Raw genomic sequence first — 12,692 nt, 5'->3', positions numbered from 1 at the left:
CACCTCCTTATAAGATAAAGATTATTTCAACCAGTGAATGATTTTGGATCAGCTGGAGCCTTTATCGAAATACTTCGATAAATCAGCCATTCTCGGATCAACTTTAGGAGCTTCCTGCTCCCGTTCCTTTATTAATTCATCCTCCGAGATTACCCGCCAGTCGTCTCCACTCTGAGGAGCAAGCGGCTCACCGTCCCCCTCTTTCGCGAAGACTCTGAACGGCATTTCAAGGAAAATGTTTTCTTTAATATATGGGAGAAGATCGACAAAACCATCTTCTGGCTCGTGTTCATTAACGTTTTCTTCGTCCGCCGGCATTCCGTCCAGCCGAAATGCTTCAAACATTTCCACATCAAACGGATGATGGACGTCCGCGAGCGTGCGCGCACATGGAAGTATCATTGTTCCTGTTAACCGCAGGTGTACATGAAAGGTTTCTTCAACGATTGTCCCTTCGCCCTGCACATGCACGGCACTGATATCCCGTAACTCTTTATCGCGTTCAATCATCTCTGAAACATCTGCGTCACCTTCGATGTTAAACGCCTGTTCGTGCTTCTTTGAAAGTAACTGCTGGATACCCCACTTCATCGGATCCACCTCCAGACAACAAGAGTAATTATATCCATCGTAACGTTCTTTGTCAACATTTTTTCTTTACAGTAAACCCTTTTGAACTCTCGAAAAACATCGTATCATGAATAAAGAAACGTGAAAAGCGATATCTCCCGAAATACCCTACTTGAAAGGCGGACTTATAATGAACGTTCTAGGAGTGGTTGTCGAATACAATCCTTTTCATAACGGCCACCTGTATCACCTCAAACAGGCTGCGGTCAAGAGTAAGGCCGATGTGATCGTATGTATTATGAGCGGTCCTTTTCTACAAAGGGGTGAACCCGCTCTCGTTCCTAAAAGGGAACGGGCGGAAATGGCGATCTCGAGCGGGGCCGATCTTGTTATCGAGCTTCCTTATATGTTTGCCTGCCAGCATGCTGACATATTTGCTGCCGGGGCTGTTTCCATCTGCAGAGAGCTCGGTGTTACCGATTTAAACTTCGGCAGCGAGCACGGAGAATCCGTTCCATTTATAAAGCTTGTCGATTTTCTTTACACGCACCGGGATCATTTTGATGAACGCGTCCGCTTTCATATTCAGGGAGGATGCAGCTATGCTAAAGCTAACGAACTGGCCTACAGGGACTTAGAGGCTCCCGGCTCCCTGCCGGACTTAAGCCAGCCAAACAATATTCTCGGCTTCCATTATACAAAAGCTGCAGCACAGGCTTACCCGGAGCTCCGGATCGACACCGTCAAACGAAAAGGCGCTTCCTATCACGATATTTCTCCACAGGACTCGTCTATCGCAAGCGCCACCAGCCTCCGGCAGATGCTTCAGCGCGGGGAAGACATCAGGTCGTTTATCCCAGAAGCCTCCAGGCGCATTCTTACCCAACTCCCACGCCTGCGGTTTTGGGAGGATTATTTTTCTGTGCTGCAGGCAAAAGTGGTTACTGCCTCCGACACAGAGCTTGCTTCCCACTATGATATGTCCGAAGGCCTTCATAACCGCATGAAGCGGCTGATGAAAGAAGCAGCCGCTTTTGAACAGTGGCTGCACCTCGTAAAAACGAAGCGTTATACTTTGACACGTCTTCAGCGCACCGCTGTGCATATATTAACCGGCCTGACAAAAGATGAAGCCTCTGCCGCCTCTGACGGCCGAAACGTTGACCACATTCGGGTTCTCGGCATGAACGAACAGGGAAGATTCTATTTAAACCAGGCAAAAAAAAATATATCCGTTCCTCTTTATACAAAAATGAGCAGTAAAAAAACGCCGCAGCTGGTCCTCGGCGAACGGGCTGATAACGCTTACGCGCTTTTACTTCCGCCTGCTGAAAGACAGAAAGAATGGCGGAAGGATTATGACCTTCCGCCTCTCCTGCTTTTTTAGGATTTGCTTTCAGCTACTTTTAGATCGTTTTTCAGATAGTTTACAGCTTCATCAAGTGATTCTACTGGCACGATTTCCATGTCAGTGCCGATGTTTTCCGCCGTTTGCTTCGCAATTTCGTAATTGGACGGCGAAGCCATGTCTGAAGCCGGTGCAAAAAAGACATCTATATTTTCATTATCCGCCGCAACAACTTTTTTATCTATTCCGCCAATCGGGCCGACCCCGCCCTGCTCATCAATGGTGCCGGTACCGGCTATTTTCTCTCCATCTGTAAGATCTTCTTCTGTGAGCTGATTGTATACTTCAAGCGCAAACATCAAACCCGCAGAAGGCCCTCCGATAGACCCAGCGTCGATCGTAACCTCCGGCTCAAGAGAGACGGTTCTTTCCGTATAGGGGTACAATATTCCAAGACCGGAGTTTTCCTCCTCCCCGGTCGAATTCGGAAACGATTCCACTGCAACCTCCGCCTCCATCTGCTTATTATTGCGTTGGAAAGTGATGGTTGCTTTTTCACCGGTTTCCACGTTTGCAATCTCACTGTTTAATTCTTCAAGCGTCTGGATATCTGTGCCATTGACCTCCTGGATCAGGTCGCCCTCCTCCAGCTTTTCTGCCGCATCCATTCCGTCAATAAAGTCCGAAGCCCTTACTCCGCGGTACTCTACATTGACAGTTTTCCCGGCTGCTTCATACGCTGCTATTTCTGCAGACTCCTGGGAGCTCTCCATCACCTGGCGCTGGCGTTCAAAAAATTCCTCCTCACTTTCATCTTCGAATTGGTAGGAATTTTTTGGAGAAAGCTCGCGGTAAGGAGAAAATACTGACCATAAAGCAAGTGCCGGTGTAGCTCCCTGTTGAAAAACAGTTGTTAAATACATTTCGCCGGACTCCTCCGCCCCCTGCTCCACTTCGACCACCGGGGACAAGCTGGCTGCCGAGCCTGGCTGTATATAATAGTACGGCAGAGGCATCTGGGTTAATATAAGCACTACAGCTGCTATGACAGCTGCAGTAATAATCCGCCGCATTTTTCTGCTTTCAGTGCGATACATGTTCTTCATCCTTTATAAACAATTATTATTCATCATACGAAGGATGGGAGGGGGATTGCAATGAATCGCACTTCTACCCCCGGTTTTTCTCCTCAAACTGCTTTCTGAGCGCATCTTCCACGTGTGCAGGCACAAGCCCGGACACGTCTGCTCCGTATTCCGCTACTTCTTTTACAATACTCGAACTCAGATAAGAGTACTGGTGATTTGTCATCATAAAAAACGTTTCCACGCCGGGCTCGAGTTTTCTGTTTATTGAAGCCGCCTGCATTTCATATTCAAAATCAGAAACCGCCCGGAGACCTCTTACGATCGTATCAGCTTTTATTTCTTTTACATAATCCACTAAAAGCCCGTGAAAAGCATCCACTTCCACCCCTGGCATGTGCTTGACTGATTCTTCTATCAGCTTCACCCGCTGGTCAATGGAAAAAAACGGTTCTTTTTTTCGGTTATGCAGTACTGCCACTACCACATGGTCAAATACATTGTACGCCCGTTCGATAATATCCAGATGGCCGTTGGTAACCGGGTCAAAGCTTCCTGGATAAATTGCTTTATTCGCCATTTTTAGAGCCTCCTGTCAGCTGCAATATTGTAAGTGTGGTATCACCATAATTTTTTTCTGCAAACACAGACAGACGTTCGTCAAATGCTGCCGATTTGGTCGTGGCATGCTCCCATATAAGCATGCCGTTTTCTTTTAGCACAGAGCAGTCCAGTACCTTTTTCACCAGCTGCCCTGCTTTTTCTTCTGCGTAAGGAGGATCAAAAAAAATCAAATCGAACTGCCGCTCCCCGGCCTCAAGACGTTCCAGGGCTTTAGATGCTTCTGAACGGTAAACCTCTGTGCGGGCTCCAAGCGCAAAAGCGTCAATATTGGCCCGGATGGTCCTGACCGCGTTCTGGGCTTTGTCGACAAAAACAGCTGAACTGCAGCCTCTGCTGAGCGCCTCAATTCCGAGGCTCCCGGTTCCGGCAAACAGATCGAGGACCGTTTCCTCCTCAGAAAAAAAAGGCCCCAGCTTATGAAACAATGCCTCTTTTACTTTATCTGACGTTGGTCTTGTGCCAATTCCCGGCACAGCTTTCAGCCTCCGTCCTTTAAGTTCCCCTGCTATCACTCTCATATGTTTCGCCTCACTCTATGATTCTGTGCGCTGCGCCAGCTTTGGAATCACTTTTGTATACATGACAAAGACAGCAGCCCCCAATATGGCGGCGCTGATTAAAAACAAACCGCGCATACCAAGAGCGGCGCTGATCAGCCCTCCTGCGGCCGGTCCAAGCATATTTCCAAGAAACAAAAAGCTGTTGGAAAATCCGTATGCCCTGCTTTCCATCCCCTGTGGGGACAACTGGCGTATTAACGTGTTAGCCGCCGGCAGAAGGCCGCCGAGACACAAACCAACAAAAAAACGTGCAGCAATCAGCTGCCAAAGGTTTGTTACGAAGGCCTGCGGTATAGAAAGGAGCACTGCACCGATTAACGAACCGAACAGCACATATTGCGCTCCTTTCATATCACTGAGTTTACCAAGCTTTGGTGAAGCAAGCATGTTCGCCACCCCGAGAGAGGCTACAGCCAGACCAGCGTAAAAAGCATTTTCCTCTCTGCCACTCAGCTCGCCAACAAACACGGAAATGAGCGGATTCACTCCGATCAGCGCGAACTGCACAAGAAAAATCACGGTATACAAAGGGATCATAGGCTGTACGCCTGCAATCCTTTTGAAATCATCACTCGTTTTCGTTTTTTCCGTCTGCTCCGGCTTCTCGAAATCTTCCTTCACTAAAAACAAAACGGCCACCGCTGCCACGGCGATGCCGAGTCCGGTAATATTAAATATAGCCCGGAAGCCAAACGTATCTGCCAACAGGCCGCCGATCAGCGGACCGCAGATCGTTCCTGCCACCGTGCCCGACTGCAGCATGCCGAGCGCACGCCCCACATACTCCTTCGGTGTGTTTGTGGACACGAGCGCAATCGAAGCCGGAATAAAACCGCTGATGGTCCCGTTCAGCATTCTCAGAAAAAACAAACTCCACGGACCGGTGGCAAATCCCATCAGCACCATTACGATCGCCATACCGAAGCCGGAACGAAGCACCATCAGCTTACGGCCCTGTCTGTCTGCAATTTTACCCCAGAGCGGGGCAAATAAAAAAGCCGTTAAAAAATTGACGCCAAAAATAACACCTGACCAGATACTTATCTGCCCAGGGTCTGTCACTCCAAGCTCCTGCAGATACAGCGGCAGGAATGGAACGATCATCGTCATGGCTGCCATTACGAAAAATTGGGCTGCCATTAATATATATAAATTTTTTCTCCATCTTACCATGAGAGAGGTCCCTTCTTTCTGCCTCCCTTATTATAAAACAGCGTTTCCCTTCGGACAATAAAAGGTGGCTTATTTATATTCCTATGCTGTCATCCTGCGGGTGGCTTTCTTTTTCGACCTTGTGGTATTCTAGCGGAATAAATGGTTTTTCCGAACGTTCCACCCTTTCCACAAAGCCAAGATTTCCGATTTGGCTCATAGCCGTATCCACATTTTCCTGATCCACATATATTACCGCGTATTTCATTTGTTTGGAAACGTAGTGCACTAATCCGTACTTTCTCAGCTGTCTCGCTTGTTTGACAGATTTAATCCAAACGGCTATGCCAATTCTCGGCTGATGCATGAAAGCACATCCTTTCGCGTGATTTTCGTTAAGTCTAGCATGTCAGAAGAAAAAAGGGCAATGCTGTCTAGGAGGAGTAACATGAACCGACCATCTGTAATTGTTATCGGCGGAGGCTTCGGCGGGCTCACAACGGCCGCCCTGCTCGCCCGCCACCACTGTGACGTCACTTTGTTTGAAGCCTCCAATGAATGGGGCGGCTGCGCCGGTAAGTTCACACACAAGCCGCACCTGTTTCCTGTCGGCGCCACTCTAGGCCTCGGTCTGCAGCAGCCGGACGGGCTTCATCACCGGGTTTTCAACCACCTCGGAGAGCCGATTCCAAAACACGAGAGCCTGGAGACCATTATGCAGGTTCACGCTCCTTCTTTTACTCTGCCTCTTTACTCTTCCCGGGAAAAGCATATCGATACTCTCTGTGGGTTGTTTCCGTCCTCGGCAGCCAGTATTCGCTCGTTATACCGCTATGTTTTCCGGGTGGGGCAAGAGCTCCGGAAGCTGATCCACCACCTCCCGGTTCTTCCAATGCAAAAGCCCGCTGATTTTATTCGTTCTGTGTGGGCGCTGCGGCCCGGCATCCTCGGTGCTATCCGCTGGCTTGCTGCCTCCACCGAGGATGTGCTGCGGCACTACCATCTGCAGAATACCGAGGTGCACCAGTATATTGACGGACAGCTCCTGGACAGCCTGCAGACAAGCAGCCGTCATGCTCCTGCCCTGCTTGGACTGTACGCCCTCGATTTATACCATCAGGGTGCTTCCTATGTATACGGTGGATTGTACCGTATGGCCGAACAGTTAAAAGAAGCTGGTGAGCGTCACGGGGCTTCTATGCAAAAGCGCCGTCGCATTCAGGCTGTAGAAAGGAATGATGACGGTACCTGGACAGTTATTGATCACCGGGACCGGAAGAGCAGCGCCGATCACCTGGTGTTAAACATCCCTGTCCAGGCCGCCCTGCCTCTCTTTCGGTCTGAAGAGCGAAGACAATTTACCCGGCGCTGGCAGACCAAATCCGAAACGCCGATCTGGAGTACTTTTTCTATGTACGGCGTCTGCAAGCCGTCAGAGTCGCCTGCAGCGCTATTTCACCAGCTGCTCTGGGACCAGAAGCTTCCCGGCATTTCAAGCCATTTATTTTATTCATTATCAGCGCCGGATGATCGCCTCCGGGCTCCCGAAGGTGAGCGTACGTTTACCGTCTCCACTCACACACCGCCCGAATACTGGGAGGATTTGTCCTTGTATGAAGAAAAAAAGTCAGAAGCCACCAGGGCGCTTGTGGAAAAGATTCAGGAAGCCGGCCTGCCTGTCGAGCCGGAGCGGGTCCTGCCCGGAGCCCCTCACGCCTGGGAACGCTACATTAAACGGCCCCGCGGGATGGTTGGCGGATTCCCTCAGACGAGGAAAAACACGTTTTTTCAGCCATTATCCCACCGGAGCCCGCTTGAAAACGTATGGTTCTGCGGAGATTCCGTTTTCCCGGGTGCCAGCACGATGGCCGTGACCATGAGCGGCATTCATGTATTTGAATCGATCAGCGGCCTATCCTTTGCCGCTCTTGAACGACAGCGGTAATCATTTGCGGTGGAACTGCCTGCGTCCGATTTTTTCTACTGCTGAAGGCCACAACTGGTAAAGCGTACTGAGAACTTTCATCCACCGGGGCATAAACACGGTGCGCTTCGGCCTTTCCACCAGCTTCACCAGCTGTCCGGCTACTTTTTCGGGGGACAGGGCTATCTGTTCCACCGAACGCTTATACTTTCCGCTCGGATCCGCGCGGTCATGAAAATCAGTTTTCACCGGCCCAGTATTTAATACCGAAACCCGCACCCCTGTTCCGGCCGTTTCCAGGCGCAGCGCTTCGGCGAATCCAAGCACAGCACGCTTGCTTGCGGCGTAAACAGTCGCTTTGGGCGTGCCTATAATACCTGCGGTCGATCCGGTGAAAACGATATGCCCTCCCGTCTGTTTTAATTCAGGAAGCAGCGCCTGAGTGATGGCGATGTTTCCTTTTACATTTGTATCTATCATCTGCTCCCAGTCTTCTATGCAGAGCTGCTCCAGTTCCCCAAACTTCCCTGTACCGGCGTTATTAATGAGGACGTCCGGGCTTCCGTATATACCAGTGATTTTTTTCATTTCTTTTGCCGCATTTTCTGTTACCCCTACATCCATCGTCCAGGCTGCAAATTTTCCGGCATACCCCTTCCACTCTTCTTCTGCTGCCTGCAGCTGCTTTGTGTTTCTTCCGATACCTATTACTTTCTCTCCATTTTGCACGAGCTTTTCTGCTGTTCTTCTGCCAATACCGCTGCTTGCTCCTGTTAATATAATTGTTTTCAATTAATCTTCCTCCCAGACGTATTAAAACTTGACAAACTACCCGGCACTTTACATAATAGTAATCACAAATAAGCTGAATAGTGCAAAAGCTGTGAAACGGAAATAGTAGGACAAAGCACCGACAGAGAGCATAGCCACGAGCTGAAAGCTATGCCGGAATTTGTTTTGCCTGAACCTGTCCGTGAGCTTCCTTTAGGACGCAGTCCTGCGTTAATGGACATGAGCGGAAAAGACACAGTCTTTTCAACTAAAGGTGGTACCGCGGATAACTCTTTCGTCCTTTTACAGGCGAAGGAGTTTTTTATATGCAATCAGAACGAATAAGACAGGTGGTTCCAATGAAAAAAGAACGGGTCGTAGTTAAAATCGGGAGCAGCTCTTTAACGAATCAGCAGGGGAGCTTGAGCAGGGAAAAGCTTAAGCAGTACGCAGATGAAATCATCCGGCTGCGCCAGGCAGGAAACGAAGTTATTTTGATCAGCTCCGGGGCAGTAGCTGCCGGCTTTTACGACCTTGGCTATCCTTCCCGTCCGGTTACGACTGCCGGTAAACAGGCAGCCGCTGCTGTCGGGCAGAGCCAGCTGATGCAGGCGTATAATGAAGAATTCAGCAGAGTAAATATCGCTTGCGGCCAGCTGCTTTTGACCCGTGAAAATTTCGCCAACCACAGCCAGTACCAGAACGCTCATTCTACTATTACCGAGCTCCTTCACCGCCAGGTGCTTCCCATTATTAACGAAAATGACTCCATCGCTGTTGATGAATTAACGTTTGGGGATAATGACATGCTGTCAGCACTTGTAGCGGGACTTGTGCATGCAGATACACTGCTGATATTAACAGATATCAACGGTATTTACGATAAGAACCCAAACGAAGATCCGGAAGCCAAAAAATATCATTTCATCCCCTCCATCACGAGCGACCTAATGGAGCAGGCCGGTGAATCCAGCTCCTCTGTCGGTACCGGTGGTATGCGGTCTAAGCTAAAAGCAGCCGGCACAGCCATCCGCCTCGGCACCCGGGTATTTGTCGGCAGACTCGGCAGCGGCCACCGACTCGAAGACGTCCTCAGCGGCAAAGGGGACGGCACCTATATAGGGGTGCCCGGCGGCGATGTGGTAAACAATAAAAAACAGTGGATCGGCCTCCACTCTGTTACTGCCGGTGCCTTAACAGTTGATGATGGAGCGGCAAAAGCGCTGCTTCGCTCGGGAAAAAGCCTGCTGCCTGCCGGGATCGTCGATGTCCAGGGCCACTTTTCCCCCGGAAATGTTGTCGATGTATATGACCAGAAGGACCAGCTGCTCGGACGGGGGCAGGTGAACATGAGTGCCAAGGAACTGCAGGCTGTTAAAGGGAAATCCTCGGCCGAAGCAGCCTCGTTTACATTAACGTCAAAATCAGAAGTCATCCACCGGGATAACTGGATTACTACTGTAAGGGAGAGATAAACATGGAACAAACACAAATCAGCACCCAGATGCGGGTGCAGGGAGAAGCAGCAAAAAAAGCAGCGAAACGTGTCGCTGTCGCTTCTACCGAAGAAAAAAACAAGGCACTTGCACTGATCGCCGACGAACTTGAAACGCGGGAAGCTTTTATTCTGGAAGCGAACGCCCAGGACCTTGAAGCAGGGAGAAAAAACGGATTATCCCCCGCCCTCCTTGACCGCCTAACGCTTGATTCGGGACGCATCGCAGGCATGGCTGACGGCTGCCGGCAGATCGCGTCTCTTGAAGATCCTATCGGTGAAACCATTGAATCCTGGACCCGGCCGAACGGCCTGAAAATGGAAAGCATCCGGGTGCCGCTGGGCGTAATCGGCATGATTTACGAAGCCCGTCCAAATGTGACGGCTGACGCAGCCGCTCTTGCTTTAAAAACCGGCAACGGCGTTCTTTTACGCGGAAGCTCTTCCGCTTTTCAGTCAAACCAGGCGGTCATGGACGCTATATGGGAGGCTCTGGCAAAAACCTCCCTTCCGAAGGAAGCGGTGCAGCTTGCCTCCGACACGTCAAGAGAGGCTGCCACGACAATGTTTCAGATGAATGATTATCTGGATGTGCTGATTCCGCGCGGAGGTGCTAATTTAATAAAAACTGTAGTGAATCAGTCCACCGTGCCGGTGCTTGAAACCGGCGTCGGCAACTGTCACATTTTTATTGATGAAACCGCCGAAGCCGACAAAGCGGTCCAGATTGCCGTTAACGCCAAAACGCAGCGCCCTTCTGTCTGCAATGCAGCTGAAACCATTCTTGTTCACCAGTCCTGGCTTAATGCCCACGGTGAATCACTGGTGCATGCACTGCTTGCCCACGGAGTGACTATCCGCGGGGACGCCGGCGTACAAAAGCTGCACAGCGATGTGGAGTCCGCCACTGATGAGGATTGGAACACCGAATACCTGGATATGATCGTTTCGGTGAAAACCGTCCAGGATACGGAAGAAGCCATAGAGCACATCAATACGTTCACGACATATCACTCTGAGGCAATTGTTACAGAATCCGCGGAAAATAAACGGAAGTTTTTCCAGCAGATTGATGCAGCAGCTCTTTATCATAACGCGTCCACCCGCTTCACCGACGGATTTGAATTCGGCTTCGGGGCAGAGATTGGAGTGAGCACCCAGAAGCTGCATGCTCGCGGGCCAATGGGACTGAAGGCAATCACCTCCTACAAATATTTAATTCACGGAGATGGGCAGATCAAATGATGACAAAAACAAACCTACAGCAGAAAACTATTGCATTTATCGGCTCCGGCTCGATGGCAGAAGCTATATTCTCAGGGCTTCTGCGCCATGAGCTGGTAAAACCGGCAAACGTGCTCGGAACGGTGAAATCGTCTGAGGATAAACAGAAGCGATTGCAGGAGCAGTACGGCATCCAGGTCAAAACGGATAATAAAGAAGCTGTAAAAGCAGCGGACATCGTCGTTCTTGCCGTCAAACCAAAAGACGCTGAAGCGGTCGTCCAGTCATTTGCCGGCGAACTGACAAAGGATAAGCTTTTGATCAGCGTTCTGGCCGGCATTTCTTTAAGTGATCTTGAATCCTTTGTCGAACAGGAGGTGCCGGTAGTTCGTTCGATGCCAAACACTTCCGCTCACGTCGGCGCCTCAACAACGGCTATATGCGCAGGCACCTATGCCACTGACGAGGACCTTGATCTTGCGGAATCGCTGTTCCAGGTAGTCGGGAGCGTGCACACGATTTCCGAGCAGGACATCGACGGTTTCACCGCGATTGCCGGAAGCGGCCCTGCCTATTTTTATTATTTTTTGGAAGCGATGGAGGAAATGGCGGCCGAATCCGGCTTTGAGCCGGAGGAAGCAAAAAATATTATCGCTCACACAATGGAAGGGGCGGCTTTTCGCTACCTCGATGCTGACAAAAAACCGCATGAACTGTATCAGGAAGTACTGAGTCCAAATGGTGTGACAGAAGCGGCTTTTACCCATCTTGAAAAACACAGAGTCCAGAAGCATTTTTTAGAAGCCATGAAAGAGGCTTCGAAGCGATCCGGCTCCATTGGCGATTAATGAAAAAAAGCAGGAACCGGGCCCCGGCTCCTGCTTTTTTATTGTAGCAGCGAAATAATTTTCCCTGCTGCATCCTTTCCACTTAAAACAGCTCCTTCTACTTTCCCTTCTCCAAACGCATCTCCTGCAAATGCAAGTGGATACGGCGAATCATAGCTCCTTGAACGATCCGGATACATATGTACCGGCTTCGCGTAACGCCATCGCTTCGGGTGAATCTTCATTATTTTTTTGCGGTCCAAAAGCGGCCCGGCAATGCGGGTCAATTCTTCGGCAAAAACTTCATCGGTATCTTCCCAGTGCTCCCTTGACCATTCACCTTCAGCGTGTACGGTTAGAACGCAGGAATCTGAAATGCCTTTCTGAAGATTACAGCCGACAAACTGAATTCTCGGGTCTCTGGTCTGGATGCCTCCAGGGGCCATAAGAGGACTCTCCCCGTCATATTCGATCATCACGGATAGACACGGGTCATAGCGGACAGAAGAAAGATCCTCTTCCCACCTGCGCTCACCGGGAACGTTTTGCAGCATATCCAGGGACTGCGGCACCGGGGATGTTATAAGTACAGCCCGCGCTTCCATTTGATTAGTATCTGTACGCAGTACCCAGCCTTCTTGCCCGGGCACGATTGTCGTAATTTTTGTTTCCTTCTCTATCGTTTTTCCCTTCCATAAATTTTTCATCAGCGGGGCCATTCCGGCCCGCCCAACGTACCTCGGGTGACCATCTCCCTGAAAATGCTGCTTTTGCTCAAGGTTTTCGAGCTGAATAAACCCATTGCTCCAATTACGTATGTATCCCGCCGCTTCCCATTCTTTTACTGTCTCTTTCATCGATTGGCTTCTGGCAGTGAAAAACTGAGCCCCGTGATCCGCACGACTGTTATTCAATCTTCGTGTCGCCATTCTGCCGCCAAGTCCTCTGCTTTTTTCTGCAACCACAGTGCGAAGGCCGTGCTTTTCAAGCTCACGGTTCGCGCTCCAACCGGAAAGGCCGGCACCGATAATAATGACATCCGGGTTCATATAATTCCTCCTCACACAGCTATTTCTTTTCTTTGTCTATTTTTTTCTGTACAATCAAAACGG

13 protein-coding genes and 1 other annotated feature are annotated in these 12,692 nt (G+C 50.0%); of the genes, 5 read left to right on the top strand and 8 right to left on the bottom strand.

Features of this window, described 5'->3' with window-relative positions; genetic code table 11:
• Positions 1–48: 48 nt before the first annotated feature.
• Positions 49–591 carry a YceD family protein gene (locus Q9M42_RS00540; protein WP_322524591.1) on the bottom strand — a complete coding sequence of 181 codons (543 nt, stop codon included), beginning with the start codon at positions 589–591 and terminating at the stop codon, positions 49–51.
• Positions 592–760: 169 nt separating this feature from the next.
• Between Q9M42_RS00540 and Q9M42_RS00535 the strand changes: the two genes are divergently transcribed.
• Entirely contained in the window at positions 761–1,957 is a 1,197-nt protein-coding gene (locus Q9M42_RS00535; RefSeq protein ID WP_322524590.1) for a nucleotidyltransferase, read from the top strand.
• On the opposite strand, the gene Q9M42_RS00530 is transcribed toward Q9M42_RS00535, so the two are convergent.
• From Q9M42_RS00530 to Q9M42_RS00510, 5 genes are all read right to left on the bottom strand, one after another.
• Positions 1,954–3,015, bottom strand: a complete 1,062-nt coding sequence (locus tag Q9M42_RS00530) for a SepM family pheromone-processing serine protease (RefSeq protein WP_322524589.1) — start codon at positions 3,013–3,015, stop codon at positions 1,954–1,956. The two genes, Q9M42_RS00535 and Q9M42_RS00530, sit on opposite strands and share 4 nt — an antisense overlap.
• Before the next feature lie 73 nt (positions 3,016–3,088).
• Positions 3,089–3,583: a pantetheine-phosphate adenylyltransferase gene (coaD, locus tag Q9M42_RS00525; RefSeq protein ID WP_322524588.1), complete on the bottom strand. Its 495-nt coding sequence runs from the start codon at positions 3,581–3,583 to the stop codon at positions 3,089–3,091.
• A complete protein-coding gene (gene rsmD / locus Q9M42_RS00520; RefSeq protein WP_322524587.1) occupies positions 3,573–4,145 on the bottom strand; it encodes a 16S rRNA (guanine(966)-N(2))-methyltransferase RsmD in 573 nt (190 codons plus the stop codon). The genes coaD and rsmD overlap by 11 nt, the downstream gene beginning before the upstream one ends.
• Positions 4,146–4,160: 15 nt before the next feature.
• Positions 4,161–5,360: an MFS transporter gene (locus Q9M42_RS00515; RefSeq protein WP_322524586.1), complete on the bottom strand. Its 1,200-nt coding sequence runs from the start codon at positions 5,358–5,360 to the stop codon at positions 4,161–4,163.
• A 73-nt stretch (positions 5,361–5,433) separates the two neighbouring features.
• Entirely contained in the window at positions 5,434–5,706 is a 273-nt protein-coding gene (locus tag Q9M42_RS00510; RefSeq protein WP_322524585.1) for a YlbG family protein, read from the bottom strand.
• Positions 5,707–5,787: 81 nt separating this feature from the next.
• On the opposite strand from Q9M42_RS00510, the gene Q9M42_RS00505 reads away from it, so the two are divergent.
• A complete protein-coding gene (locus Q9M42_RS00505) occupies positions 5,788–7,284 on the top strand; it encodes a phytoene desaturase family protein (protein ID WP_322524584.1) in 1,497 nt (498 codons plus the stop codon).
• Here the strand turns inward: Q9M42_RS00505 and Q9M42_RS00500 are convergent, their stop codons facing one another.
• Positions 7,285–8,055, bottom strand: coding sequence for an SDR family NAD(P)-dependent oxidoreductase (locus Q9M42_RS00500; protein ID WP_322524583.1), 771 nt, complete (start codon positions 8,053–8,055; stop codon positions 7,285–7,287).
• Positions 8,056–8,137: 82 nt separating this feature from the next.
• Positions 8,138–8,340: a binding site (T-box leader), on the top strand.
• A gap of 53 nt (positions 8,341–8,393) precedes the next feature.
• Here Q9M42_RS00500 and proB point away from each other — a divergent pair.
• The 3 genes from proB to proC are packed head-to-tail and all read left to right on the top strand — an operon-like array spanning position 8,394 to position 11,601.
• Positions 8,394–9,509, top strand: a complete 1,116-nt coding sequence (gene proB / locus Q9M42_RS00495) for a glutamate 5-kinase (RefSeq protein WP_440972305.1) — start codon at positions 8,394–8,396, stop codon at positions 9,507–9,509.
• Positions 9,510–9,511: 2 nt separating this feature from the next.
• Positions 9,512–10,774, top strand: coding sequence for a glutamate-5-semialdehyde dehydrogenase (locus Q9M42_RS00490; protein ID WP_322524581.1), 1,263 nt, complete (start codon positions 9,512–9,514; stop codon positions 10,772–10,774).
• Positions 10,771–11,601, top strand: a complete 831-nt coding sequence (proC, locus tag Q9M42_RS00485; protein WP_322524580.1) for a pyrroline-5-carboxylate reductase — start codon at positions 10,771–10,773, stop codon at positions 11,599–11,601. The genes Q9M42_RS00490 and proC overlap by 4 nt, the downstream gene beginning before the upstream one ends.
• Before the next feature lie 38 nt (positions 11,602–11,639).
• Here proC and Q9M42_RS00480 read toward each other — a convergent pair whose 3' ends face one another.
• Positions 11,640–12,629 (bottom strand): NAD(P)/FAD-dependent oxidoreductase, encoded by a 990-nt coding sequence (locus Q9M42_RS00480; RefSeq protein WP_322524579.1) that lies wholly within the window; start codon positions 12,627–12,629, stop codon positions 11,640–11,642.
• Positions 12,630–12,692 lie beyond the last annotated feature (63 nt).

It is taken from the genome of Marinococcus luteus, assembly GCF_034497705.1.
GTDB lineage: Bacteria > Bacillota > Bacilli > Bacillales > Marinococcaceae > Marinococcus > Marinococcus luteus_A.
Note: the sequence above shows the minus strand (reverse complement) of the source record. Positions and strands in the feature narration are given on the sequence as shown.

What these genes read in the sequence shown, in the direction of transcription:
- proC (WP_322524580.1), top strand. Translation starts at nt 10,771, where the DNA reads ATGATGACAAAAACAAACCTACAGCAGAAAACTATTGCATTTATCGGC.
- Q9M42_RS00480 (WP_322524579.1), bottom strand. Translation starts at nt 12,629, where the DNA reads ATGAACCCGGATGTCATTATTATCGGTGCCGGCCTTTCCGGTTGGAGC.
- Q9M42_RS00530 (WP_322524589.1), bottom strand. Translation starts at nt 3,015, where the DNA reads ATGTATCGCACTGAAAGCAGAAAAATGCGGCGGATTATTACTGCAGCT.
- rsmD (WP_322524587.1), bottom strand. Translation starts at nt 4,145, where the DNA reads ATGAGAGTGATAGCAGGGGAACTTAAAGGACGGAGGCTGAAAGCTGTG.
- Q9M42_RS00510 (WP_322524585.1), bottom strand. Translation starts at nt 5,706, where the DNA reads ATGCATCAGCCGAGAATTGGCATAGCCGTTTGGATTAAATCTGTCAAA.
- coaD (WP_322524588.1), bottom strand. Translation starts at nt 3,583, where the DNA reads ATGGCGAATAAAGCAATTTATCCAGGAAGCTTTGACCCGGTTACCAAC.
- Q9M42_RS00515 (WP_322524586.1), bottom strand. Translation starts at nt 5,360, where the DNA reads ATGGTAAGATGGAGAAAAAATTTATATATATTAATGGCAGCCCAATTT.
- Q9M42_RS00505 (WP_322524584.1), top strand. Translation starts at nt 5,788, where the DNA reads ATGAACCGACCATCTGTAATTGTTATCGGCGGAGGCTTCGGCGGGCTC.
- Q9M42_RS00490 (WP_322524581.1), top strand. Translation starts at nt 9,512, where the DNA reads ATGGAACAAACACAAATCAGCACCCAGATGCGGGTGCAGGGAGAAGCA.
- proB (WP_440972305.1), top strand. Translation starts at nt 8,394, where the DNA reads ATGAAAAAAGAACGGGTCGTAGTTAAAATCGGGAGCAGCTCTTTAACG.
- Q9M42_RS00535 (WP_322524590.1), top strand. Translation starts at nt 761, where the DNA reads ATGAACGTTCTAGGAGTGGTTGTCGAATACAATCCTTTTCATAACGGC.
- Q9M42_RS00540 (WP_322524591.1), bottom strand. Translation starts at nt 591, where the DNA reads ATGAAGTGGGGTATCCAGCAGTTACTTTCAAAGAAGCACGAACAGGCG.